Consider the following 24,625-nt stretch of genomic DNA (forward strand, 5'->3'; position numbering starts at 1 on the left):
AGGAACATTCTGCCTCCTCACCATCAGGCATACCTGCGCCTGGATAATTTTTCAGTTGATTCGAAACCACAATGAATATATATTCATATATGATTCTTTATTCAATTATGCAACCACTGTTCTGTTTTTGTCCATAGCTGTTTTAGAGGATTGATAAAAGTTAGAGTCTCATCACACTTAAATGTCTTTTTTTTTCGCGTATGATTACAGGCTCTAACATAATGGCTGCACGTTAATGATTTTCGGGGATATATATGGCTAAGCAGGATGAACAACGGCTATTAGTTAAGATTGCCACTCTTTACTACCTTGAAGGACGCAAGCAGTCCGACATTGCTCAACTTCTCTCGCTTTCTCAGTCATTTGTCTCCCGCGCTATCACCCGCTGCCAAAAAGAAGGGGTGGTCAAAATTAGCGTCGTACAGCCCTCAAATATTTTCCTGAATCTCGAAAAAGGCATTGAGGATCGCTACGGCATCAAGCAGGCCATCGTGGTGGACACCGAAGAGGATGCCAGCGACCACACCATTAAACGCGCCATCGGTTCAGCGGCGGCCCACTATCTTGAAACGCGGCTACGGCCAAAAGATCTGATTGGCGTCTCCTCCTGGAGCTCGACCATTCGGGCCATGGTTGATGAGGTCCACGCGCAGAACCTGAAAGCCAGCGGCGTGATTCAACTGCTGGGCGGTGTGGGTCCTAATGGCAATGTGCAGGCAACGATCCTCACTCAGACGCTGGCGCAACGGCTGAACTGTGAAGCCTGGCTGCTACCTTCGCAAAGCATTGAAGGCTCGGTGGAAGAGAAAAACCGGCTGATTGCCAGCCAGGATGTGGCCGATGTGATTTCACGTTTTGATGAAGTCGATATCGCTATCGTCGGGATTGGTATTCTCGAACCTTCGCAGTTGCTCAAAACATCAGGCAACTATTACCACGAAGATATGCTGCAGGTGCTGGCGGAGCGCGGAGCAGTCGGGGATATTTGCCTGCACTACTACGATAAAAACGGGCAGGCGGTGTTACGTGATGATGAAGATCCTGTTATCGGCATGGCGCTGGAGAAAGTCAAAAAATGCCCCAATGTCGTCGCGCTGGCCGGCGGTAGCGATAAAGTCGCCGCCATCAAGGGCGCCCTCTCCGGCGGTTATATTGACATTTTAATCACCGATTATCCTACCGCCCGGCTGCTCGTCACCGCGTAATCAGCCGCTAAAACATCTTTTCTCATGCCTTTGCGCCCTTCAGGAAGACGCAAAGGCACATCAAATAAATGCTTATATTTCAATTTAATAAATAGTTAAAGCGCCATGTCCCCTCGGCATCCCCTGCACATTTCACGATCCAGATAAGTGTGATTGCCAGCACAATTGATAACTTTCCCTCTGGCCCCAGAGAAACTTTCTGGCTAAGGTATTAAATAAATAATCACTATCGAATATATATTCAGTGATTAAAAAAGTGATAACGAAATGTCACATCATGGCCTGCTAAGCAGCAATGCGATAACGAGGAATGATCGCCCTTCCCTTCGCGCCAGGACGACGTGTGACTCAGGAGACTATCTAATGCTGGCAACACAGAAAGAGTTCATCATTGCGCTCGATGAAGGTACCACGAACGCCAAAGCGGTGGTGCTTGACGGCCATGGCAACGTTATTGTGAAGTTTTCTCAACCGTTAGCTATCCAGACACCGCGCGATGGCTGGGTAGAGCAATCCGGAGAGGCGTTAGTCGAGGCCTCACTGGAGGTGATAGCCAACGCTATCGACCACGTTGGCGCAGAAAACGTGGCGGCATTAGCCATCAGCAACCAACGTGAAACCGCCATCGGCTGGTATCGTCAGAGCGGCAAACCGATTAACGCAGCCATCACCTGGCAATGTACCCGTAGCGCGGGTTTCTGTGAGGCGCTGCGCCGCGATCGTAAAGAATCCCAAATTAAATCCACCACCGGGCTACCGATTGCCCCGCTGTTTTCCGCCTCAAAAATGCGCTGGCTGCTGGAGTCGCTGCCGGAAGGCCGGGCGATGGCAGAGCGCGGCGAGATTTGCCTCGGTACCATCGATAGCTGGCTGCTGTGGAACCTGACGCAAGGCGCAGCATTCCGCTGCGACTACTCCAACGCCGCGCGGACGCAGTTACTTAATTTACATACCGGTCAATGGGATGACGAAATGCTGGCGCTGTTCCAGATCCCTCGCGCCGCGCTGCCTGAGATTAAACCCTCCAGTGGGTTATTCGGTTATACCCGCGGTCTGGCCGCCATTCCTGACGGCATCCCGGTGATGGCGATGGTCGGTGATTCACATGCCGCGCTGTTTGGTCACGCGCTCGGTGAACTGGGCTGCGTTAAGGCCACTTATGGCACGGGATCGTCGGTCATGGCGCCGGTGAAGTCAGCCCAATGCGATATTGCCGCACTGGCCACCACCATCGCCTGGCACGATGGCGACAGCATCATCTATGGCCTGGAAGGCAACATCCCCCATACCGGCGATGCGGTGGCCTGGATGGCTGATAGTACGGGATTAAGCGAGCTCTCCGAGCGCGAACTGGCCCACGAGCTCAATACCCTGCCGGCTTCCGTCGATTCCACGCTGGGCGTCTATTTTGTCCCCGCGCTGACCGGTCTTGGCGCCCCCTGGTGGGACGACAGCGCGCGCGGGGTTATCTGCGGACTCAGCCGCGGCGTCAAGCGCGCCCACCTGATTCGCGCCGCGCTGGAATCCATCACTTATCAGATTGCTGATGTGGTGGTTGCCATGCGCCAGCATGACGACTTCCACCTGACAGCACTGATGGTCGATGGCGGGCCGACAAAAAATGATTGGCTGATGCAATACCAGGCCGATCTGCTGGGTTGCCCGGTGATGCGCAGCGATGTCCCCGAGCTGTCGGCAATTGGCGCGGCCCTGCTGGCCCGTAAAGCGATTCATCCCGGAACGCTGACTGATTTAAGCGCGTTCTTAACCGAACACAGCGAATTTCGCCCCGATATGGCGCGCCATCTGCGTTTACAGAAAAGATGGCAGGAATGGCGCCATGCGGTGGACAGAACATTATGGAAACCGGCCCCGTCCGCCTGACGCCCCACCAGGGATCCTGCTGCGCGACGAACCTGAATCATCAACATAAGGAGAGCTCCGGACCATACAACTGATTTTCAGGCCTTGCGTTGTTTCACCGTACCCGACAATAACAACATAGAGAGAACATTGTCATGAAATTACGTTTAACGTTGTTAACTGCTGCAACCCTGACCGCTTTTTCATTTTCCGCTCAGGCGGTAGAAAAAGGCACCATTATGATTATGGTCAACTCGCTGGATAATCCGTATTACGCCTCTGAAGCCAAAGGCGCCAGTGAAAAAGCCAAACAGCTGGGATATAAAACGACGGTTCTGTCACATGGCGAAGATGTCAAAAAACAGAACGAACTTATTGATACCGCCATTGGTAAAAAAGTTCAGGGTATTATTCTCGATAACGCCGACTCAACCGCCAGCGTCGCCGCCATTGAAAAAGCCAAAACAGCAGGTATTCCCGTGGTATTAATCAACAGGGAAATTCCTGTCGATGATGTGGCACTTGAGCAAATTACGCACAATAACTTCCAGGCGGGTTCGGAAGTCGCCAACGTATTTGTTGAGAAAATGGCGGAGAAAGGAAAATACGCAGAGCTCACCTGCAATCTTGCCGATAATAACTGCGTGACCCGCTCTAAATCTTTCCATCAGGTTATCGACCAGTATCCAGACATGGTCAGCGTCGCCAGACAGGATGCCAAAGGAACGTTAATCGACGGCAAACGCATTATGGACAGCATCCTGCAGGCTCATCCGGACGTTAAAGGGGTGATTTGCGGTAATGGCCCCGTCGCTCTGGGCGCTATCGCCGCGCTAAAAGCAGCGAACCGTACGGACGTGGTGGTGGTCGGCATCGACGGCAGCAATGACGAGCGTGATGCGGTTAAAGCGGGAACCCTACAGGCCACCGTGATGCTGCAGGCCCAGTCCATCGCCGCGCAAGGGGTGACCGACCTCGATAACTTCCTGCAAAAAGGGGTGAAACCGGCGAAACAGCGCGTCATGTTCCGCGGCATCCTGATCACTAAAGATAACGCAGACAAAGTTCAGGACTTCAATATCAAGTCCTGAGTTCGGGTTGTTGCGCCCCTTGCGGGGCGCACAGGAGAGTCTCATGTATAAAAAAACCTGGCTGGCATTGGCCATCGTCGCACTGGGAGGCTGCCGCATTGTCTCTCAGCAAGAGCTGGCCGATCTTAAATCCCCGCCCAATCCGCACATGGCGAATATCGATCGGACGTGGCAGGAGAAAATTGTGCCGCAGGTAGTGGCGCAGGCTCGCTCCACGGAAGCGTTAATGACCGCGCTGCATGCGGCCAAAGATTTCGACAGCGCTTGCAAAACATTGGGTTATCGCGCTCAGGAAGAAAATCCGTGCATTTTCTTCGTCAAGGTTGAAGGCAAGGTCATCAAGCTTGACGCCACCTCGCGCAGCGGAAAAATGACCGTACAGGAGCAAAACGGCAGCGCTATCGTGGTGCAAATTGGCCCGACGCTACGCGGGACCCAGCTACGCGATGGCTATAGCGGTGCCAGTTATGCAGACTTTAACGACCAGGTGCTGTTTGGTGAATACGGTCGGGCCATTAATGAACAGGCCGTAAAAATGATCCACAGCGCACAGCTAAAATCCGGCGAAATGGTTGAGGTCTATGGCGTATTTTCCGCCTGGGATATACCGCAAACCTTCCCTGATATTACACCAGCGAAAATTATTCACCCCGGAGGACAATAAGATGTCAGCGCAAGAAATCGTCACTCCCCAACCAGTCGAAGCTGAAGTTATTATCGAAACCCGCGGATTATCTCGCGTTTACCCAGGCGTTATCGCCTTAGATAACGTCGACTATCGGGTGTATCGAAATAAAGTCAACGTTCTGATCGGAGAAAATGGTGCGGGCAAATCCACCATGATGAAAATGCTTGCCGGTGTCGAAACTCCTTCCTCCGGACAAATTATTCTCGAGGGTTCTCCCGTTTCATTAAACTCGACTCACCAGGCTGAAAAACAGGGTATCAGCATTATTTTCCAGGAGCTGAATTTATTCCCGAATATGAATGTCATGGATAATATTTTCATGGCTAATGAGTTTTTCCAGAAAGGAAGAATCAACGAAAAATACCAATACGAGCTGGCTAAATCACTGCTGGAACGGCTGGAGCTCGATGTTGATCCCTATACCCCGCTTGGCGAACTGGGTATTGGCCATCAGCAGCTGGTCGAAATTGCGCGCGCCCTGTCCAAAGATACTCGCGTATTGATTATGGATGAGCCCACCTCCGCCCTCAGCCAGTCTGAAGTCAAAGTCCTGTTCAATGTTATCGGACAGCTTAAACGGCGCGGCGTCACCATCATTTATATCTCTCATCGTCTGGAAGAACTGATGGAAATTGGCGACCACATTACCATTTTCCGCGATGGCCGTTTTATCAGCGAACGGACCGTCAGCGATGCCAGTATCCCCTGGATCATTGAACAGATGGTCGGCGATAAGAAAAAGCATTTCGACTATCAACCGGCCCCCAAAGGCGAAGCGGTGCTGGCGGTGGACGGTCTGACCGCGCTGCACCATAGCGGCGGTTACAAGCTTAATGATGTGACCTTTACCTTATGTAAAGGGGAAGTCATCGGCATTTACGGCCTGCTGGGCGCCGGGCGTACCGAGCTATTTAAAGGGCTGGTCGGCCTGATGCCGTGCCAGAATGGCAGTATCCATCTCAACGGTGAAAATATCGGCAGGGCCCCTTTTCAGGCCAGACTCAAAAAAGGGCTGGCGCTGGTACCGGAAGACCGACAGGGCGAAGGCGTGGTGCAGATGATGTCCATTCAATCCAATATGACGCTCTCCGATTTCAGTCTTCAGGGGTTTCGCCGCGCCTGGCAATGGCTGAATCCGCATAAAGAGCATGCCAGCGTTAAAGAGATGATTCAGCAGCTTGCCATCAAAGTGAGCGATCCCGAGCTTCCCATCACCTCTCTGAGCGGCGGCAACCAACAAAAAGTGGTGCTGGGGAAGGCGTTAATGACGCAGCCGCAGGTCGTTTTCCTCGATGAACCCACGCGCGGCATCGACGTGGGTGCCAAAACGGACGTGTATCACCTGATTGGCAAAATGGCGCAACAGGGGCTGGCCGTGATGTTCTCCTCCTCAGAGCTGGATGAAGTCATGGCTCTGGCAGATCGTATTTTGGTGATGGCCGATGGCCGTATTACCGCCGACCTACCGCGTCATGCGGTCACCCGCGAAAAATTAATCGCGGCTTCAACACCTCAAGATTAATCAGGCTGGAATCCATCATGAACCAGAAATATATGATCTATATGTACCTGCTGAAGGCCAGAACGTTTATCGCTCTGCTGCTGGTTGTTGCGTTTTTCAGCGTGATGGTACCGAATTTCCTGACTACCTCAAATCTGCTGATCATGACCCAGCATGTGGCCATTACCGGCCTGCTGGCCATCGGGATGACGCTGGTCATTCTGACCGGGGGAATTGACCTTTCAGTCGGTGCCGTGGCCGGGATTTGCGGCATGGTGGCCGGTGCCCTGCTAACCAATGGCCTGCCCTTATGGAACGGTAGCGTCATCTTCTTCAACGTACCGGAAGTTATCTTGTGCGTGGCTGTCTTTGGCGTATTGGTAGGGCTGGTTAATGGCGCCGTGATTACCCGTTTTGGCGTGGCGCCCTTTATTTGTACCCTCGGAATGATGTACGTCGCCCGCGGTTCTGCCCTGCTGTTTAACGACGGCAGCACTTACCCCAATCTCAACGGCATGGAAGCGCTGGGCAACACCGGTTTCTCCACCCTCGGCTCCGGTACCGTCCTGGGAATTTATCTGCCGATCTGGTTGATGATCGCTTTTCTGCTACTGGGATACTGGCTGACCACGAAAACCCCGCTGGGCCGCTATATCTACGCCATCGGAGGCAACGAATCCGCGGCCCGTCTGGCCGGCGTCCCGATTGTTAAGGCCAAAATCTTTGTTTATGCCTTCTCCGGCCTCTGCGCCGCGTTCGTCGGGCTGATAGTCGCCTCACAGCTGCAAACCGCGCACCCGATGACCGGCAACATGTTCGAAATGGATGCGATCGGCGCCACCGTTCTCGGCGGGACTGCGCTGGCGGGCGGCCGGGGCCGGGTGACCGGTTCGATTATTGGCGCCTTCGTGATCGTCTTCCTCGCCGACGGCATGGTGATGATGGGGGTCAGCGATTTCTGGCAGATGGTGATTAAAGGCGTGGTCATTGTCACCGCCGTCGTCGTCGATCAGTTCCAGCAGAAACTACAGAACAAGGTCATTCTCATGCGCCGCCATGAAGAAAAGCTGGCGACGGTTCATCCCAGCGGCGCGGCATCCCGTTAATTCACGCATAGCACCGATTCTTCCGCCGGGCGTCACCGCCCGGCTTCGCTAAAGGGAAAAAAGTATGCACAGAAATTTTGACAATAAAACCATCGTCATTACCGGAGCCTGCCGGGGTATTGGCGCCGGCATCGCCGAACGCTTTGCCCGCGATGGCGCCAGGCTGGTGATGGTCTCTAATGCACCGCGCGTCCATGAAACCGCAGAAACCTTACGCCAGCGTTATCAGGCCGATATTCTGTCGCTGGAGATTGATGTCACCGATGAAGCCCAGGTCCAGTCCCTGTACCAACAGGCCGCAGCCCGCTTCGGCACCATTGATGTTTCAATTCAAAACGCCGGCGTGATCACCATCGATTATTTCGATCGCATGCCAAAAGCCGATTTCGAAAAAGTGCTGGCCGTGAATACAACCGGCGTCTGGCTGTGCTGTCGCGAAGCGGCCAAATATATGGTCAAACAGAACTACGGAAGTTTGATCAATACCTCGTCGGGCCAGGGGCGCCAGGGCTTTATCTACACCCCGCATTACGCCGCCAGCAAAATGGGCGTTATCGGCATTACGCAAAGCCTGGCTCATGAGCTGGCACCGTGGAACATCACCGTCAACGCCTTCTGCCCCGGGATTATCGAAAGTGAAATGTGGGACTACAACGACCGGGTGTGGGGCGAAATCCTCAGCAGTGAACAAAAGCGCTATGGCAAAGGCGAGCTGATGGCGGAATGGGTAGAAGGAATACCGATGAAACGGGCAGGAAAACCGGAAGATGTTGCCGGGCTGGTGGCCTTTCTCGCCTCTGACGATGCGCGCTATCTCACCGGACAGACGATTAACATCGACGGCGGCTTAATTATGTCTTAATGCCCGCCAGGGTTTTGACCACAAGAGTAATCACTATGATCGCAAAAGATTTTGCTCAACAGTTGTTTAACCTGCAGGACCGCGTTGCCTTTGTCACCGGCGCGGGCAGTGGTATTGGCCAGATGATCGCCTACGGGCTCGCCAGCGCGGGCGCGCGCGTCGTCGGTTTTGATTTGCGCGAAGACGGGGGACTGGCCGAAACCGTGAGTCATATTGAAGCGATAGGCGGCGAAGCCTGCTTTTACACCGGGGATGTGCGCCAGCTAAGCGATCTTCGCGCCGGCGTCGCGCTGGCCAAAAGCCGCTTCGGTCGTCTCGATATCGCCGTCAATGCCGCCGGTATCGCCAACGCCAACCCGGCGCTGGAGATGGAGACGGAACAGTGGCAGCGGGTTATTGATATCAACCTCACCGGCGTGTGGAATTCCTGTAAAGCGGAAGCGGAACTGATGCTGGAATCCGGCGGCGGCTCGATTATTAATATTGCCTCGATGTCCGGAATTATCGTTAACCGCGGGCTGGAACAGGCGCATTACAACAGCGCCAAAGCCGGCGTGATTCATCTCTCTAAAAGCCTTGCCATGGAGTGGGTCGGCAAAGGGATTCGCGTCAACTCAATTAGCCCGGGTTACACCGCAACGCCGATGAATACCCGTCCTGAAATGGTCCATCAGACCCGCGAGTTTGAAAACCAGACGCCCATTCAGCGCATGGCAAAAGTTGAAGAGATGGCGGGACCGGCTCTGTTTCTCGCCAGCGACGCCGCCTCATTTTGTACCGGCGTTGATTTGGTCGTTGATGGCGGATTTATCTGCTGGTAAGCGGAGCGTATGGCGACGTTCGTTCGAAAAAAGGCGCCCACGGGGCGCCTTTTTACTCATTCAGCCTTCTGCTCCCTACATCCCCGGAAACATCACGCTGTTCCCCGGCGCTTCCCGGTGCAGGTGAATAAAGTTCAGGTGACGCTCGTACTGATCGAGAATATCGGTGATCACCTGCTCCTTGCTGTAGTCCATCAGGTCATTGCCCTGGCTGCCCTCCAGCAGGAAGGTCTCCAGACGATAGTAGGTTGATTTACCGCTGCGCGCCCGGTAGGTGAAGCCCGGAATCGAATACTGCTGCGGCCAGATCTGATAGACAAAATTCTGTTCATCGCCCATATGCACCAGCAGTTCGAGATGGCCCAGATTATCCCCCTCTTCCGGCGGTAAACTTTTCAGATCCACATAGGCGCCGCGCAATTTAAGCTCCTGCGCCACCTCCTCCATCGCCGGGTAGCACACCGTCTCCATCATCTGGCGCGTATAGCGGGTTCCCGGATAGTTCATCAACCGCGACAGACGCTTCTTCCAGCTCAACCGATCCTGCACGCCGAGCGGGCGCGGGGCGGTATCGCGACTGGCGCTCTCGCGGCGATAGTCTTCGACCTTCAATGATTTATACAACCCCGCCATCACAAAAAAGATCACGAAGCTAAACGGCAGCCCCATGATCACCGTGGTGTTCTGCAGCGCCGAAATCCCGTTGGTCATCAGCATTCCGATGGTCAGCAGACCGATAGCGACCGACCAGAAGATCCGTAGCCAGTTCGGCGCATCGCTGTTGATATCTTTGAGTTTCGAGGTGAAGTTCCCCAGCACCAGCGCCCCTGAGTCAGCGGAGGTCACATAGAACAGTAACCCGGTGATGGTGGCGACCGAGGCGCTGAAGGTAAAGGCCGGGTACTGCGCCAGCAGATTATAGAAGCCGCGCTCCGGATGGGCCATCGCCTCTTCGGCAAAGGCGACATTGCCATGAATAATCTCGTACAGCGCGCTGTTACCGAACACCGACAGCCAGAGTAAGGTGAAGGTAAACGGAATAATCAGCGTCCCCAGCACAAACTGACGAATGGTGCGCCCGCGCGAGATACGCGCCAGGAACAGCCCCACGAACGGTGACCAGGCCACCCACCAGGCCCAGAAAAACAGCGTCCAGTTGTTCATCCACTCGACCGGGCGATCGAAAGCGAAGCTGTTGAGGGTCATGCCCATAAAGCGGTTCACGTAGTCGCCAACGTTCAGCACCAGCGCGTTCATCAGAAACTCGGTATCGCCCATAAACAAGATGAACAGAATCAGCCCCAGCGCCAGCACCACGTTCAGCTCGGAGAGAATACGAATCCCTTTATCGACCCCGGAGGTCACCGAAATCGTGGCGATAATCACCGACAGGACAATCAGCGCCGCTTTCGCCCCCAGCGAATCCGGAATATCAAACAGCACGTTCAGGCCATAATTAAGCTGCACGACCCCGATCCCCAGCGTGGTGGCAATCCCAAAAATTGTCCCGACCACCGCCGCGATATCGACGCTATGGCCAATTGGACCATCGATTTTTTTACCGAAGATGGGATAGAGGGCGGAACGTATGGTGAGCGGCAAATTATAACGATAGCTAAAGTATCCCAGCGCCATGCCCATCAGAGCATACATCGACCAGCCGGTCAGCCCGTAGTGGAACAAGGTCCAGACCATCGACTGGCGCGCGGCCTCCATGGTCTGCCCGGCCCCTTCCGGCGGCTGCATATACTGGGTGACCGGTTCGGCGACCGAGAAGAACATCAGGTCGATACCGATACCGGCGGCAAACAGCATCGCCGCCCAGCTCAGCATGCTGAACTCCGGTTTGGAGTGCTCAGGCCCGAGCTTCACCGAACCGAAGCGCGAGCAGGCAATGCAGACCACAAACACGATATACAGCGTGGCCGCCAGCAAATAATACCAGCCAAAAGTCGTCGAAACCCAGTTCAGGGTACGGCCAATCCAGGCCGCTGAAAAATCGCTGAAGAAGATAGTCATCAGGGAAAACAACAAAATCAGTCCGGCGGAAGTATAAAAAACCACCGGATTGATTTTGTCCTTTTCTCTGCTCGGCGAAAGGTCTGTCATCCAGTATCCCCACTGTTTTTGTAACTATTAAAATCCAAAACCGCAACAATTAAGACACATTTTATATTGAACGTCCAATCAAAAACCGCTTTAATAGATAAACAAATCTGATGAATGGAACCAACGAAATGCCCAAACTGGGGATGCAACCGATACGCCAGCGGCAGCTCATTGACGCGACCCTCGAGGCGATAAACGCGGTGGGAATGCACGATGCCACCATCGCGCAAATTGCCCGACGGGCGGGCGTATCGACCGGCATCATTAGTCACTATTTCAAGGATAAGAACGGTCTGCTGGAAGCGACGATGCGCGATATCACCGGCCAGCTGCGGCTGGCGGTACTGAGCCGTTTGCACGCGCTGCCGGGCGCCAGCGCCGAACGGCGGCTGCGGGCCATCGTGGCGGGTAATTTCGATGACAGCCAGATAAGCAGCGCGGCGATGAAAGCCTGGCTTGCCTTCTGGGCCAGCAGCATGCATCAACCGATGCTCTATCGCCTGCAGCAGGTCAGCAGCCGGCGTCTGCTGTCGAACATCGTCTATGAATTTCAGCGCGAGCTGCCGCGCCAGCAGGCGCAGGAGGCCGGTTATGGCCTCGCCGCCTTAATCGACGGACTGTGGCTACGCGCGGCGCTGAGCGGTAAACCGCTCGACAAAGCCCGCGCCGAAACGCTCGCCGACCATTTCATCAGCCAGTATCTGCCACCGACTTCTCAATAATGGAGGAAACCATGTCCCGAATGGCCGAACAGCAGCTTTATATCCACGGTGGTTACGTCCCTGCCACCAGCGGGAAAACCTTCGAGACCCTCAACCCTGCCACCGGGGAAGTGCTGGCGACAGTCCAGGCCGCGGGTCGCGAAGACGTCGACCGGGCGGTAAAAAGCGCCCAACAGGGGCAAAAGGTGTGGGCGGCGATGAGCGCCATGGCGCGTTCGCGGATCCTGCGTAAAGCGGTGGATATTCTGCGCCAGCGTAACGACGAGCTGGCGCGTCTGGAGACGCTGGATACCGGTAAACCGCTGAGCGAAACTTCCGCTGTCGATATCGTTACCGGCGCCGACGTGCTGGAGTATTACGCCGGCCTGATCCCGGCGCTGGAAGGCAGCCAGATCCCGCTGCGCGACAGTTCATTCATCTATACCCGCCGCGAACCGCTCGGCGTGGTTGCCGGGATCGGCGCGTGGAACTACCCGATCCAGATCGCGCTGTGGAAATCAGCGCCGGCGCTGGCCGCCGGAAACGCGATGATTTTTAAGCCAAGCGAAGTGACCCCGCTGACCGCCCTCAAACTGGCGGAGATCTACCGCGAAGCCGGCCTGCCGGACGGCGTCTTTAACGTCCTGCCGGGGATCGGCGCCGAAACCGGACGGTATCTGACTGAACACCCGGATATCGCCAAAGTCTCGTTCACCGGCGGCGTCGCCAGCGGCAAAAAAGTGATGGCTAACTCCGCCGCTTCGTCGCTGAAGGAAGTCACCATGGAGCTGGGCGGCAAGTCGCCGCTGATCGTCTGCGACGATGCCGACCTCGACCTCGCCGCCGATATCGCGATGATGGCCAACTTCTACAGCTCCGGCCAGGTCTGCACCAACGGCACCCGGGTGTTTATCCCGGCGCGCGCGAAAGCGGCGTTCGAAGAGAAAATCCTCGCCCGCGTGGCGCGAATTCGTCCCGGCGACCTGTTTGATGAAACGACCAACTTCGGCCCGCTGGTGAGCTTCCCGCACCGCGACAACGTCCTGCGCTATATCGAGAGCGGTAAGCAGGAAGGCGCGCGTCTGCTGTGCGGCGGCGGGGTGCTGCAAGGTGACGCCTTCGCCAGCGGCGCGTGGGTGGCCCCGACCGTCTTTAGCGACTGCCATGACGAGATGACCATCGTGCGCGAAGAGATCTTTGGCCCGGTGATGTCGATTCTGACCTATGAAGACGAGGCGGAAGTGATTCGCCGCGCCAACGCCACCGAATACGGTCTGGCGGCAGGCGTGGTCACCCCAGACTTAAATCGCGCCCACCGCGTGATTCATCAGCTTGAAGCCGGGATCTGCTGGATCAACAGCTGGGGCGAATCCCCGGCGGAGATGCCGGTCGGCGGCTATAAGCACTCCGGTATCGGCCGCGAAAACGGCGTGATGACGCTCCAGAGCTACACCCAGGTAAAATCCATCCAGGTTGAGATGGCTCAGTTTCACTCCATATTTTAACCAGGAGGTCATGTTTGCAATTTGACTACATCATTATTGGCGCCGGCTCTGCCGGCAACGTACTGGCGACACGACTGACGGAAGATCCGCACACCACCGTCCTGCTGCTGGAAGCCGGCGGCCCGGATTATCGTTTTGATTTCCGCACCCAGATGCCCGCCGCGCTGGCTTTTCCATTACAGGGCCGACGCTATAACTGGGCCTACGAGACCGAACCTGAGCCGTATATGAATAACCGCCGCATGGAGTGCGGCCGCGGCAAAGGTCTCGGCGGCTCGTCGCTGATTAACGGCATGTGCTACATCCGCGGTAATGCAATGGACCTCGACAACTGGGCCACCGCGCCAGGCCTGGAGAGCTGGAGCTATCTCGACTGCCTGCCCTACTACCGTAAAGCGGAAACCCGCGACATCGGCGCGAATGACTATCACGGCGGCGATGGCCCGGTGAGCGTCGCCACGCCGAAGCAGAATAATAATCCGCTGTTCCATGCGATGGTGGAAGCGGGTGTGCAGGCCGGCTATCCGCGCACCGAGGACCTGAATGGCTATCAGCAGGAAGGGTTCGGGCCGATGGATCGTACCGTCACTCCCCAGGGGCGCCGGGCCAGCACCGCCCGCGGCTATCTTGACCAGGCCCGCGGGCGCCCAAATCTGACGATTCGCACCCATGCGCTGACCGACCATATTATTTTTGCCGGTAAGCGCGCGGTTGGGGTCGAATGGCTGGAGGGCGACAGCACCGCGCCGTCAAAAGCGACGGCCAGTAAAGAAGTACTGCTGTGCGCGGGAGCCATCGCTTCGCCGCAGATCCTGCAACGTTCCGGTGTCGGCAACCCGGATCTGCTACGCCAGTTTGATATCCCGCTGGTTCACGCCCTGCCCGGCGTCGGCGAAAACCTGCAGGACCATCTCGAGATGTATCTGCAGTATGAATGCAAAGAGCCGGTATCGCTCTATCCGGCGCTGCAGTGGTGGAATCAGCCGAAAATCGGTGCCGAATGGCTGTTCGGCGGCACCGGTATCGGCGCCAGCAACCAGTTTGAAGCCGGCGGGTTTATCCGCAGCCGGGAAGAGTTCGCCTGGCCAAATATTCAGTACCACTTCCTGCCGGTGGCGATTAACTACAACGGTTCGAATGCGGTGAAAGAGCACGGCTTCCAGTGCCACGTGGGCTCCATGCGTTCGCCCAGCCGCGGCCACGTGCGCCTGAAATCACGCGACCCGCACGAGCATCCGGCGATTCTGTTCAACTATATGTCCAGCGAGCAGGACTGGCAGGAGTTTCGCGATGCGATACGCATCACTCGCGACATCATGAACCAGCCGGCGCTGGATAAATATCGCGGACGCGAAATCAGCCCCGGCCTTGACTGCCAGAGCGATGCCGAGCTGGATGAGTTCGTGCGTAATCACGCCGAGACCGCTTTCCACCCGTGCGGCACCTGTAAAATGGGCGACGACGAGATGGCAGTAGTGGATGGCGAAGGCCGGGTGCACGGTCTGGAAGGTCTGCGGGTGGTGGATGCGTCAATTATGCCGCAGATCATCACCGGCAACCTCAACGCCACCACCATCATGATTGGCGAGAAAATAGCCGATGCCATTCGCGGCCGCCAGCCGCTGCCGCGCAGCACGGCGCGCTATTATGTGGCCAACGGCGCGCCGGTGCGTCGTCAGGCTGCTGGATAGCAAGCCTGCTCTGGCTCGCGTTCTGACATCTCTGCCGGGCGGCGGCTGACGCCTTGCCCGGCCTACGACAGCGAGTCTGCCCCATAGAACCCGCTCTGCAAACCGGAAGCTATCCCGTAGAACCCGGTTTGCAAACCGACATCAGTCCCGTAGGCCCGCTCTGCAAACCGACATCAGTCCCGTAGGCCCGCGCAAGCGAAGCGCCGCCGGGCAAATCCCGGAGCACCACAAATATAAGGTCCGATAGCAAGCCTGCTCTGGCTAGTGTCCTGACATCTCTGCCGGGCGGCGGCTGACGCCTTGCCCGGCCTACGACAGCGAGTCTGCCCCATAGAACCCGCTCTGCAAACCGGAAGCTATCCCGTAGAATCCGGTTTGCAAACCGACATCAGTCCCGTAGGCCCGCTCTGCAAACCGGCACCAGTCCCGTAGGCCCGCGCAAGCGAAGCGCCGCCGGGCAAATCACCGAGCAACGCAGATAATTCCGGATGCACGCACTTTGTCAGCAGGCTGCAATTAGCGAAAATCCTCCAGCCGCTTCACCTGTCTCCCGTCACCATCAAAATTCTCCGCCGCCAGCCATGCGCGCAGCGCCGCATCACGCTGCGGCCATTCGCTATCAATGATCGACAGCTGGTCGCTATCGCGGGTGCGTCCTTTGCGCACCATTTTTTGCCGCAGACACCCTTCCCAGGTAAAACCCAGACGCTCCGCCGCCCGCCGTGAGGCGATATTCATCGAATCACATTTCCACTCCAGCCGGCGATAGCCCTGCTCGAAAGCGTTTTTCAGCAACAGCCACACTGCTTCCGTACCCAGCGGCGTATTCTTCATCTTCCGCGACCAGGTAACATGGCCGATTTCAACGGTCCCCATTGCCCGATCGATGGCCATATAGCTGACCAACCCAACCGCCCGCTCGGTCCGCAGATCGATAACCGCAAACGGTACCAGCGCATCATCGTTGACTTTACCGGCCACCCAGTGGGTCGTCGCTTCCACGCTTGCCGGGCAGGTGCTGGCCAGCCATGTCCAGTCGCTCTCATCTCCCAACGCGTAGGCGGCGAAAAGATCGGCGGCATGGCGCTGCACCTCCAGCGGCTCAAGCCGACAAAAGCGCCCGCTTAACGGCGTGCGTTTCAGGATCCTGGCCCCCTGCCAGTCTGCGACAACATCATTCACCACCTGACCATATTGATTGATTTCCGGCATGCCCGCACCCCGTTGAATTGTAATGAAATTGTTATATCAAGAAGCGCAGCGGACAGAAAGCGCGCCGCCGCTTTTTTTCATTAATAACCCAGCGCTATGAATTATTCTTTTTATGCATAAGCTTATCCGTATTTTGACTTTACGACTGCGGGGAAGCGGCCTAACGTAGCGAAGCATAAATAATCAAAACAACATTTTTTCAGGGATTGCACATGACCAAAAAACTGCTGTCTTTACTGGTGCTGACCGCACTCTCCGCCGCCGTCCATGCCGCGACGCCGCCCTCCACCCTGGTCGTTGCCCAGGGCCTTGACGACATCGTCAGCCTCGACCCGGCAGAAGCCAATGAGCTTTCCAGTATTCAGACGGTACCAAGCCTCTACCAGCGCCTGGTTCAGCCAGATCGCGACAACCCTGAAAAAATCACCCCGATTCTGGCTGAAAGCTGGCAGGCCGACCCGGCGGCGAAAACCTTGACCATCAAGCTGAAGCCTGATGCCAAATTCGCCTCGGGCAATCCGCTGCGTCCGGAAGATATTATTTTCTCCTATACCCGCGCGGTGACGCTGAATAAGTCCCCCGCTTTTATCCTCAACGTCCTCGGCTGGCAGCCGGACAACATCGCCAGCCAGCTGAAAAAGGTCGATGATCATACGCTGCAGCTGCACTGGACCGCTGACGTCAGTCCGGCGGTAGCGCTGAATATCCTCTCCACGCCGATCGCCTCCATCGTGGATGAAAAGCTGGTGGCGCCGAACGTCAAAGACAACGATTTCGGTAACAGCTGGCTGAAAATGCACTCCGCGGGCAGCGGCGCGTTCAAAATGCGCGTCTATCAACCGCATCAGGCCATCGTGCTGGAGGCCAACGACAGCTCGCCTACCGGTGCGCCGAAGCTGAAAAGCATCATTATTAAAAACGTCCCCGATCCGGCCTCTCGCCGCCTGCTGATTCAACAGGGTGATGCCGATATCGCCCGCGATCTCGGCGCCGATCAGATAGCCGCCCTGCAGGGGAAACCCGGCGTTAACGTGCTGAGCATTCCCTCCGCCGAGCAGAATTACCTGGCCTTCAACACCGGCAACAGCGCGAACCCGCTGCTGAAAAACCCGGCCCTGTGGGAAGCCGCGCGCTGGCTGGTGGACTACGACGGGATCACCAAAGATCTGCTTAAAGGCCAGTATTTTGTGCATCAGAGCTTCCTGCCGGTTGGTCTGCCGGGCGCGCTGGATAATAATCCGTTCAAATTTGACCCGGCAAAGGCCAAAGCGATTCTCGCCAAAGCGGGGATTAAGGACGCGCACTTCACTCTTGATGTCGAGAACAAACCGCCGTTCATTACTATCGCCCAGTCGATGCAGGCCAGCTTTGCCCAGGGCGGCGTGAAGATTGACCTGCTGCCGGCAGCGGGCAGCCAGGTGTATGCCCGCGTGCGTGCCAGGCAGCACCAGGCAGCTATTCGCCTGTGGATCCCGGACTATTTTGACGCCCACTCCAACGCCAGCGCCTTCGCGTGGAATGATGGCAAATCCAGCACCGTCGCCGGTCTGAACGGCTGGCAGATCCCGCAGCTGAATAAAGAAACCCAGGCGGCGGTCGCCGAAGCGGATCCGGCAAAACGCCTCGATCTGTACAAAAAAATGCAGGAAGAGCTGCAGCGCAGTTCGCCGTATGTGTTTGTTGATCAGGGGAAAACGCAGATCGTGGTCCGCGATAACGTCAAAGGCTATCAGCAGGGCCTCAACGCCGATATGGTCTGGTACGATAACGTCACCAAGTAATTTCCCTTGTTGCCGGGTGGCGTTACGCTTACCCGGCACGGGTTCTCGTTTTTTGTAGGCCGGGTCAGGTGAAGCCGCCCCCCGGCATGAAGAGACTTCCCATGCCACATCTTTCCACGCGCGTGCTTCAGGGGCTGCTTACCCTGCTACTCACGCTCTTCGGGCTCTTGCTCGTCACGTTCGCGCTCTCCGCGTTTTCACCTGTCGATCGGGTGCTACAAATCGTCGGCGATCATGCCAGCCAGTCGACCTACGATCAGGTTCGCCACCAGCTCGGACTCGATCGCCCGCTGCCGGTGCAGTTCTGGCACTATCTGGTTAACCTTGCCCACGGCGACCTCGGCACGGCCAGCTCCACCGGCCAGCCGGTGCTGCACGACCTGCTCGCTACCTTTCCCGCCACCCTCGAACTGGCCACCCTGGCGCTGATCGTCGGGGCGCTGTTCGGGGTGATTGCCGGCGTGCTGTGCGCCCGCTACGCCGGTTCCCCGTGGGATCTGGCGGTACGCACCTTGACCTTGATCGGCAACTCGGTTCCCATCTTCTGGCTCGGGCTGCTGATGCTGGCGCTGTTCTATGCCAAATTGCAGTGGACGCCGGGCCCCGGGCGACTGGACGATATCTATCAATATACCGTCGAACCGCGAACCGGCTTCGTGCTGATTGATACCTGGCTCTCCGGCGATAAAGAGGCCTTCAAAAACGCCATCGGCCATCTGCTGCTGCCGGTGCTGCTGCTGGGATACTATTCGCTGGCCAGCATCACCCGCCTGACCCGCTCCGCCTGCCTCAGCGAGATGAACAAAGAGTACATCCTGCTGGCGCGCGCCAAAGGCGCCAGCGAAATGACGATTCTGCTGCGTCATGTGCTCCCCAACATTCGCGGCACTCTGCTGACGGTCATCGCCCTGGCCTGGACCTCGATGCTGGAAGGCGCGGTGTTGACGGAAACCGTCTTCTCGTGGCCGGGAATTGGCCGCTATCTGACTACCGCGCTGTTTGCCGGGGATACCACGGCGATCATGGGCGGTACGCTGCTGATTGGCGCCAGCTTTGTTTTCATTAATAACCTCACCGACCTGCTGGTGCGGTTGACCGACCCGAGGGTGCGCTGATGCCGGCTTATCTGTTTTTGCGTCGTCTGCGTCGCTCCCCCGCCGCCTTTTGCGGGCTGATCGTTATCGCGCTGCTCCTGCTGGTGGCGCTGTTCGCGCCGTGGCTGGCGCCGCTCGATCCCAACTGGCAGGATGCGGCGGCTCGCCTGCAAAGCCCCGATGCCCGGCACTGGCTCGGCACCGACAGCTATGGCCGTGACCTGCTCTCCCGCCTGATTTACGGCGCGCGCCCGGCGCTGGGGCTGGTGGCGTTAGTCACTCTGATTACGCTCCCCGCCGGCCTGCTGGTGGGGATTCTTTCCGGCTATTACGGCGGCTGGCTGGAGCGTATTCTGATGCGGTTTACCGACGTGGTGATGTCAATGCCGCGCCTGATCCTCGCCTTTGCCTTTGTCGCCATGCTGGGGCCTGGGCTGGTCAACGGTGCGCTGGCGCTGGCGCTCACCACCTGGCCCGCCTACGCTCGCCAGGCGCGGAGCGAAATTCAGCGTCTGCGTCATAGCGATTATCTGGCCGCGGCGGAGATGATGGGCATTCGCGGCTGGCGGCTGCTGATAGGCCATATTTTGCCGCTGTGCCTGCCTTCCGCCATCGTGCGTCTGGCGCTGGATTTGGCCGGTATTATTCTCGCCGCCGCCGGACTGGGCTTCCTTGGCCTCGGCGCACGTCCGCCGATGGCGGAATGGGGCGCGATGATCGCCGACGGAATGCAGGTCATTTTCGATCAGTGGTGGATTGCCGCCGCGCCCGGAGCGGTGATCCTGATAGCCAGCCTTGCCTTTAACCTGCTGGGCGACGGCCTGCGCGATGTTCTGGAGCCGCAACATGACTGATACCCGACTCACCGTTCAAGGGCTATGCATCGATTACCCCTCTGCCCGGGTGGTGAATAACGTCAACTTTACGCTCGGCAACGAGCGGCTGGCGCTGGTGGGCGAATCCGGTTCCGGCAAATCGATGACCGCCCGCGCGCTGATGGGGCTGGTGCGTCGTCCGGGCGTGGTCAGCGCAGAAACGCTGAACGTGCTGGGCCACGATCTTCTGACCCTCAACGAACGCCGCTGGCGCGCGCTGCGCGGCAACGATATCGCCATGGTGCTGCAGGATCCGCGCTATGCGCTGAATCCGGTACAGAACATTCAGGCACAGCTGGAAGAGGCATTAACGCTGCATCAGCGCCTGAGCCGCCGCGCGCGACTGGAAGCGGTGAAAGCCGCCGTTGCTGCTGTCGGTCTCGATTTACCCATACTCAGCCGCTACCCCGGCGAACTCTCCGGCGGGATGGGGCAACGGGTGATGATCGCCATTGCGCTGTTGAACAACCCGAAGGTGCTGATTGCCGACGAGCCGACCTCGGCGCTCGATTCCCGCCTGCGCAATCAGATCCTCGAACTGCTGGTGGAACAGTGCGAGCAGCGGCAAATGGCGATGCTGCTGATTAGCCACGATCTGCCGCTGGTGGCGGAGCATTGCCACCGGGTGCTGGTGATGTATCAGGGCGCGCAGGTCGATGAGATGCCCGCCCGCGAGCTGCCTCAGGCCATGCATCCCTACACCCGTACGCTGTGGACCTGTCGTCCCGATGCGAGCACCTACGGCCAGATGCTGCCCACTCTCGACAGAACCCAGGACTTTACGGAGGCGGCGCATGGCAGTCGTTAATCTCGACGCATTACAGGTCATTTTTGCGGAAAAAACGGCGGTTTCCGCCGCCAGTTTCAGCGTTGAGGCCGGGGAAACTTTCAGTCTGATCGGCGCCTCCGGCTGCGGAAAATCGACGATTTTGCGGGTTCTCGCCGGGCTACAGCGCGAGTGGCGCGGCGGCGTTCAGCTGTTTGGCACAGCGATAGCTCCCGGAGTTCGTTTTCAGGGCGAGCTGCGCCGCAACGTGCAGATGGTGTTTCAGGATCCCTATGCCTCTCTGCACCCCAACCATACGCTGTGGCGTACCCTGGCCGAACCGCTGAAAATCCACGGTCTCGACGCCATCCGGCAGCGGGTCGACACCGCGCTGGAACAGGTGGGGCTCCCCGCCGACGCCGCGCGTCGTTATCCGCATCAGCTTTCCGGCGGCCAGCGTCAGCGGGTGGCAATCGCGCGCGCGCTGCTGCTGCGCCCGCAGCTCCTGCTGTTAGATGAGCCCACCTCGGCGCTGGATATGTCGGTGCAGGCGGAAATTCTCAATCTGTTGAACCGATTGAAACAGGAGCACGGTATGACCTATCTGCTGGTCAGCCATGATGCCGATGTGATTGCGCATATGTCGGATCGGGCGGCGTTTATGGCCGAGGGGGTAATTCAGCGCTTCTTCGACCGTGAAGCGCTGATACAGGGCGAACACCGGATGGCGTGATAGCCAGCCAACCGGGAAAATCCCCGGTGGCGCTGCGCTTACCGGGGCTACGGGGTCGTGCGGTCAGGTAGCCCGCATAAGGCGCTGGCGCCGCCAGCCGGGAAAATCCCCGGTGGCGCTGCGCTTACCGGGGCTACGGGGTCGTGCGGTCAGATAGCCCGCATAAGACGCTGGCGCCGCCAGCCGGGAAAATCCCCGCTGGCGCTGCGCTTACCGGGGCTACGGGGTCGTGCGGTCAGGTAGCCCGCATAAGACGCTGGCGCCGCCAGCCGGGAATAAGGTTGGTTTATTTCGCCAGAGTGGCGAAGCGGGCGAATACGCTGTCAAAAATCGCCAGCCCTTTCGCAATCTGCTCAGCGCTGATGGTGCATGGCGGCACCACGTGAATGCGGTTTTCCACCACAAAGGCCAGCAGACCCGCTTCGGTTAACGCCCCCTTAATCGCCGCCATATCCGCCGCGGTTAACGGCGTTTTAGCTTCGCGGTCGCTGACCAGTTCCAGCGCCTGGAACAGGCCACGGCCGCGGACATGACCGATAATCGCATGTTTTTCCGCCAGCGCCTCCAGCCCCGGACGCAGGACGTGATTCCCCATCTGCGCCGCGTTTTCGACGATGTTTTCCTCTTTCATGGCATCGATCGTCGCCACAATCGCCGCCATCGCCAGCGGATGGCCGGAGTAGGTCAGGCCACCGGCAAAGAAATGGTCGTCAAAATAACGGGCAATCGGATCGCTAATCAGCACCCCGCCCGCAGGCACATACCCGGCGTTAACCCCTTTGGCAAAGGTCACCAGATCCGGCACCACGCCATCTTGCTCGAAGGCAAACCAGCTGCCGGTACGGCCAAACCCGGCCATCACCTCATCGAGGATCAGCACAATACCAAACTCATCGGCCAGCGCCCGTACGCCCTGCATATAGCCGTCAGGCGGCACCAGAATACCCGCGGTACCGGGAATCGACTCCAGCAGAATGGCGGCAATCGCGCCAGGGCCTTCACACTCAATGATTCTGCGTAGATGCGCCAGCGCGCGCAGACACTCCTCCTCTTCCGTCACCGCATTAAATTCGCTGCGATAGAGGTAGGGGTTGAAAAAGTGCACGTGGCCGCGGGAGTACTCATTCGGTACGCGGCGCCAGTCGCCGGTGGCGGCAATCGCGCTGCCGGTATTGCCGTGGTATGAACGATAGGCCGACAGCACCTTGTCGCGTCCGGTGTACAGCCGCGCCATGCGAATGGCATTCTCGTTGGCGTCGGCTCCGGCATTGGTAAAGAACACTTTGCTGAAGCCTTCCGGCGCCAGCTCGACGATGCGTTTCGCCGCTTCGCCGCGGGCGAGGTTGGCGGTCGCCGGCGCAATCGTCACCAGCTCCTCCAGCTGCGCTTTCATCGCCGCCAGCACGCGCGGGTGCTGATAGCCGATATTGACGTTAACCAGCTGACTGCTGAAATCAAGGTAGGTTTTGCCTTCATAATCCCACAGTTCACAGCCCCTGGCCCCGGCAATCACCAGCGGGTTGATGTTGCCCTGTACCGACCACGAATGGAAAACATAAGCGCGATCCAGTTGGCGAACGTCATCGTTGCTTACCGTTACATCGTTCTGTATTGCCAGCTTCATACCCTGCCCTCTGATGTCATTGTTGTTCCCCCCATCATTGGTCGCCCGGCGGAAAAAGGGATAGAGCCAGTCGGTCGAAAAAGTTGTGACACCGTGTCACAACGCCACCTGACAACTGGCCCTGTGTGGTCGTGCACGGCGTTTTTATAGTGAGGACAACAATGCGCACAGGAGAGTGAAATGACCACCAACAACGTAGTATTTATTACCGGGGCCACCTCCGGTTTTGGGGAGGCAGCGGCACAGGTGTTTGCCGAGGCGGGCTGGTCGCTGGTGCTGAGCGGGCGTCGCCTGGCGCGCCTGCAAAAATTGTATGACCGGCTGAGCCTGCTGGTGCCGGTACATATTATCGAGCTGGACGTGCGTGACAGCGAGGCCGTTGCCGCCGCGGTGGCAGAGCTGCCTGCCGCCTTTGCCGATATCAAAACGCTGATTAACAACGCCGGGCTGGCGCTGGCGCCGCAGCCGGCGCAGAAGGTGGACCTGCAGGACTGGAAAACGATGATCGACACCAACGTTACCGGTCTGGTTAACGTCACCCACGCGCTGCTGCCGACACTCATTCAGCACGGCGCCGGCGCCAGTATCATCAATGTCGGTTCCATTGCCGGTCAGTGGCCCTATCCAGGCAGCCACGTCTACGGTGCCAGCAAAGCATTTGTGAAGCAGTTCAGCTACAACCTGCGCTGCGATCTACTCGGTACCGGGGTGCGGGTGACCGATCTGGCGCCGGGCATTGCCGAGACCGAATTCACTCTCGTGCGCACTAAAGGCGACCAGGCGGCATCCGATAATCTGTATCGCGGCACCACCCCTCTGAGCGCGCAGGATATCGCCGGGCAGATGTTCTACATCGCCACCCTGCCGGATCATATGAATATCAACCGCGTAGAAGTGATGCCGGTGCGCCAGGCCTGGCAGCCGTTCGCGATTGACCGGGATTGATTGTAGACCAACGCGATTTATCTCCCCCTCCCCGGTGGCGCTGCGCTTACCGGGGCTACCTGTTTCCAGCCGTCTGCGGCCAGGGAAAAGCGCTGACGGCAGCTGTAGTCATTCGGCAACAACAAGACTTAAGCGATGCTCTGGTATCCGCTGAAATCGGCGAAACGGAGGTCGTAAAGCAGGGGCTGGACGCCAGGGACGAGACCAGTAGCATCGAGTTGATGCCGACCGCAGGCTGAGCGCCGGGCGGCCGATTTCTTTGCGCGCAAGCGGGGATTGTAAAGAGGACTCCCCCTGTTTCCGTTGATGTGCCACAAACCTGTTTTGCCGATTGATGACGAACGGAACCATGTACCTTGCTGCCGGAACATCTCCCCGGGTCGCAGCACCAGCGGGGGATTTTCCCGGCTAGCGGCACCAGCGAGTTATGCGGTCTATCCGATCCCACGCCC

20 protein-coding genes are annotated in these 24,625 nt (G+C 57.8%); 17 read left to right on the forward strand and 3 right to left on the reverse strand.

What is annotated here, in order from left to right; translation table 11 throughout:
* Positions 1–254 precede the first annotated feature (254 nt).
* The 8 genes from AC007G_RS02175 (at position 255) to AC007G_RS02210 (ending at position 9,137) form a co-directional block, all read left to right on the forward strand.
* The gene (locus AC007G_RS02175; protein ID WP_032688967.1) at positions 255–1,205 is read left to right on the forward strand and encodes a sugar-binding transcriptional regulator; all 951 of its coding nucleotides are present in this window, start codon (positions 255–257) and stop codon (positions 1,203–1,205) included.
* 363 nt (positions 1,206–1,568) lie between these two features.
* Positions 1,569–3,089 carry an FGGY family carbohydrate kinase gene (locus tag AC007G_RS02180; protein WP_032688969.1) on the forward strand — a complete coding sequence of 507 codons (1,521 nt, stop codon included), beginning with the start codon at positions 1,569–1,571 and terminating at the stop codon, positions 3,087–3,089.
* Positions 3,090–3,223: 134 nt separating this feature from the next.
* Entirely contained in the window at positions 3,224–4,159 is a 936-nt protein-coding gene (locus AC007G_RS02185; RefSeq protein WP_032688971.1) for a D-ribose ABC transporter substrate-binding protein, read from the forward strand.
* A 43-nt stretch (positions 4,160–4,202) separates the two neighbouring features.
* A complete protein-coding gene (locus AC007G_RS02190) occupies positions 4,203–4,823 on the forward strand; it encodes a DUF2291 family protein (protein ID WP_046852967.1) in 621 nt (206 codons plus the stop codon).
* A gap of 1 nt (position 4,824) precedes the next feature.
* Complete coding sequence (locus tag AC007G_RS02195) at positions 4,825–6,369, forward strand: sugar ABC transporter ATP-binding protein (RefSeq protein WP_004859306.1); 1,545 nt, start codon at positions 4,825–4,827, stop codon at positions 6,367–6,369.
* A 17-nt stretch (positions 6,370–6,386) separates the two neighbouring features.
* Positions 6,387–7,454, forward strand: coding sequence for an ABC transporter permease (locus tag AC007G_RS02200; RefSeq protein ID WP_032688974.1), 1,068 nt, complete (start codon positions 6,387–6,389; stop codon positions 7,452–7,454).
* Positions 7,455–7,518: 64 nt separating this feature from the next.
* Positions 7,519–8,316: an SDR family oxidoreductase gene (locus AC007G_RS02205; RefSeq protein ID WP_032696439.1), complete on the forward strand. Its 798-nt coding sequence runs from the start codon at positions 7,519–7,521 to the stop codon at positions 8,314–8,316.
* A 35-nt stretch (positions 8,317–8,351) separates the two neighbouring features.
* On the forward strand, positions 8,352–9,137 hold the full coding sequence (locus tag AC007G_RS02210; RefSeq protein ID WP_032688977.1) for an SDR family oxidoreductase: 786 nt from the start codon (positions 8,352–8,354) through the stop codon (positions 9,135–9,137).
* A 75-nt stretch (positions 9,138–9,212) separates the two neighbouring features.
* Here AC007G_RS02210 and AC007G_RS02215 read toward each other — a convergent pair whose 3' ends face one another.
* Positions 9,213–11,246 (reverse strand): choline transporter, encoded by a 2,034-nt coding sequence (locus AC007G_RS02215; RefSeq protein ID WP_032688979.1) that lies wholly within the window; start codon positions 11,244–11,246, stop codon positions 9,213–9,215.
* Between the two features lie 128 nt (positions 11,247–11,374).
* Between AC007G_RS02215 and betI the strand changes: the two genes are divergently transcribed.
* Genes betI through betA form a run of 3 tightly spaced genes read left to right on the forward strand, consistent with a single transcriptional unit; the run spans position 11,375 to position 15,143 of the window.
* Entirely contained in the window at positions 11,375–11,968 is a 594-nt protein-coding gene (gene betI / locus AC007G_RS02220; protein ID WP_032688981.1) for a transcriptional regulator BetI, read from the forward strand.
* 11 nt (positions 11,969–11,979) lie between these two features.
* On the forward strand, positions 11,980–13,452 hold the full coding sequence (gene betB / locus AC007G_RS02225) for a betaine-aldehyde dehydrogenase (protein WP_064793146.1): 1,473 nt from the start codon (positions 11,980–11,982) through the stop codon (positions 13,450–13,452).
* 14 nt (positions 13,453–13,466) lie between these two features.
* On the forward strand, positions 13,467–15,143 hold the full coding sequence (gene betA, locus AC007G_RS02230; protein ID WP_032696442.1) for a choline dehydrogenase: 1,677 nt from the start codon (positions 13,467–13,469) through the stop codon (positions 15,141–15,143).
* A 516-nt stretch (positions 15,144–15,659) separates the two neighbouring features.
* On the opposite strand, the gene AC007G_RS02235 is transcribed toward betA, so the two are convergent.
* Complete coding sequence (locus AC007G_RS02235) at positions 15,660–16,355, reverse strand: GNAT family N-acetyltransferase (protein ID WP_032688986.1); 696 nt, start codon at positions 16,353–16,355, stop codon at positions 15,660–15,662.
* 212 nt (positions 16,356–16,567) lie between these two features.
* Between AC007G_RS02235 and AC007G_RS02240 the strand changes: the two genes are divergently transcribed.
* From AC007G_RS02240 to AC007G_RS02260, 5 genes are all read left to right on the forward strand, one after another.
* On the forward strand, positions 16,568–18,136 hold the full coding sequence (locus AC007G_RS02240; RefSeq protein WP_032688987.1) for an ABC transporter substrate-binding protein: 1,569 nt from the start codon (positions 16,568–16,570) through the stop codon (positions 18,134–18,136).
* A 101-nt stretch (positions 18,137–18,237) separates the two neighbouring features.
* Positions 18,238–19,251 (forward strand): ABC transporter permease, encoded by a 1,014-nt coding sequence (locus AC007G_RS02245; RefSeq protein WP_004859271.1) that lies wholly within the window; start codon positions 18,238–18,240, stop codon positions 19,249–19,251.
* Positions 19,251–20,084: an ABC transporter permease gene (locus AC007G_RS02250; RefSeq protein WP_032688988.1), complete on the forward strand. Its 834-nt coding sequence runs from the start codon at positions 19,251–19,253 to the stop codon at positions 20,082–20,084. Before AC007G_RS02245 ends, AC007G_RS02250 begins: the two co-directional genes overlap by 1 nt.
* On the forward strand, positions 20,077–20,913 hold the full coding sequence (locus AC007G_RS02255) for an ABC transporter ATP-binding protein (protein ID WP_064793148.1): 837 nt from the start codon (positions 20,077–20,079) through the stop codon (positions 20,911–20,913). The genes AC007G_RS02250 and AC007G_RS02255 overlap by 8 nt, the downstream gene beginning before the upstream one ends.
* The gene (locus tag AC007G_RS02260) at positions 20,900–21,604 is read left to right on the forward strand and encodes an ABC transporter ATP-binding protein (RefSeq protein ID WP_046852972.1); all 705 of its coding nucleotides are present in this window, start codon (positions 20,900–20,902) and stop codon (positions 21,602–21,604) included. The genes AC007G_RS02255 and AC007G_RS02260 overlap by 14 nt, the downstream gene beginning before the upstream one ends.
* Before the next feature lie 286 nt (positions 21,605–21,890).
* On the opposite strand, the gene AC007G_RS02265 is transcribed toward AC007G_RS02260, so the two are convergent.
* The gene (locus AC007G_RS02265; protein WP_032689004.1) at positions 21,891–23,228 is read right to left on the reverse strand and encodes an aspartate aminotransferase family protein; all 1,338 of its coding nucleotides are present in this window, start codon (positions 23,226–23,228) and stop codon (positions 21,891–21,893) included.
* Between the two features lie 180 nt (positions 23,229–23,408).
* Between AC007G_RS02265 and AC007G_RS02270 the strand changes: the two genes are divergently transcribed.
* Positions 23,409–24,173 carry an SDR family NAD(P)-dependent oxidoreductase gene (locus AC007G_RS02270; protein WP_004859254.1) on the forward strand — a complete coding sequence of 255 codons (765 nt, stop codon included), beginning with the start codon at positions 23,409–23,411 and terminating at the stop codon, positions 24,171–24,173.
* Positions 24,174–24,625: the final 452 nt, after the last annotated feature.

Source organism: Klebsiella sp. CSG-1 (genome assembly GCF_056521145.1).

Excerpts from the sequence above, each read along its gene's own strand:
- AC007G_RS02175 (WP_032688967.1), top strand. The coding sequence starts at position 255 with ATGGCTAAGCAGGATGAACAACGGCTATTAGTTAAGATTGCCACTCTT.
- AC007G_RS02180 (WP_032688969.1), top strand. The coding sequence starts at position 1,569 with ATGCTGGCAACACAGAAAGAGTTCATCATTGCGCTCGATGAAGGTACC.
- AC007G_RS02185 (WP_032688971.1), top strand. The coding sequence starts at position 3,224 with ATGAAATTACGTTTAACGTTGTTAACTGCTGCAACCCTGACCGCTTTT.
- AC007G_RS02190 (WP_046852967.1), top strand. The coding sequence starts at position 4,203 with ATGTATAAAAAAACCTGGCTGGCATTGGCCATCGTCGCACTGGGAGGC.
- AC007G_RS02195 (WP_004859306.1), top strand. The coding sequence starts at position 4,825 with ATGTCAGCGCAAGAAATCGTCACTCCCCAACCAGTCGAAGCTGAAGTT.
- AC007G_RS02200 (WP_032688974.1), top strand. The coding sequence starts at position 6,387 with ATGAACCAGAAATATATGATCTATATGTACCTGCTGAAGGCCAGAACG.
- AC007G_RS02205 (WP_032696439.1), top strand. The coding sequence starts at position 7,519 with ATGCACAGAAATTTTGACAATAAAACCATCGTCATTACCGGAGCCTGC.
- AC007G_RS02210 (WP_032688977.1), top strand. The coding sequence starts at position 8,352 with ATGATCGCAAAAGATTTTGCTCAACAGTTGTTTAACCTGCAGGACCGC.
- AC007G_RS02215 (WP_032688979.1), bottom strand. The coding sequence starts at position 11,246 with ATGACAGACCTTTCGCCGAGCAGAGAAAAGGACAAAATCAATCCGGTG.
- betI (WP_032688981.1), top strand. The coding sequence starts at position 11,375 with ATGCCCAAACTGGGGATGCAACCGATACGCCAGCGGCAGCTCATTGAC.
- betB (WP_064793146.1), top strand. The coding sequence starts at position 11,980 with ATGTCCCGAATGGCCGAACAGCAGCTTTATATCCACGGTGGTTACGTC.
- AC007G_RS02235 (WP_032688986.1), bottom strand. The coding sequence starts at position 16,355 with ATGCCGGAAATCAATCAATATGGTCAGGTGGTGAATGATGTTGTCGCA.
- AC007G_RS02240 (WP_032688987.1), top strand. The coding sequence starts at position 16,568 with ATGACCAAAAAACTGCTGTCTTTACTGGTGCTGACCGCACTCTCCGCC.
- AC007G_RS02245 (WP_004859271.1), top strand. The coding sequence starts at position 18,238 with ATGCCACATCTTTCCACGCGCGTGCTTCAGGGGCTGCTTACCCTGCTA.
- AC007G_RS02250 (WP_032688988.1), top strand. The coding sequence starts at position 19,251 with ATGCCGGCTTATCTGTTTTTGCGTCGTCTGCGTCGCTCCCCCGCCGCC.
- AC007G_RS02255 (WP_064793148.1), top strand. The coding sequence starts at position 20,077 with ATGACTGATACCCGACTCACCGTTCAAGGGCTATGCATCGATTACCCC.
- AC007G_RS02260 (WP_046852972.1), top strand. The coding sequence starts at position 20,900 with ATGGCAGTCGTTAATCTCGACGCATTACAGGTCATTTTTGCGGAAAAA.
- AC007G_RS02265 (WP_032689004.1), bottom strand. The coding sequence starts at position 23,228 with ATGAAGCTGGCAATACAGAACGATGTAACGGTAAGCAACGATGACGTT.
- AC007G_RS02270 (WP_004859254.1), top strand. The coding sequence starts at position 23,409 with ATGACCACCAACAACGTAGTATTTATTACCGGGGCCACCTCCGGTTTT.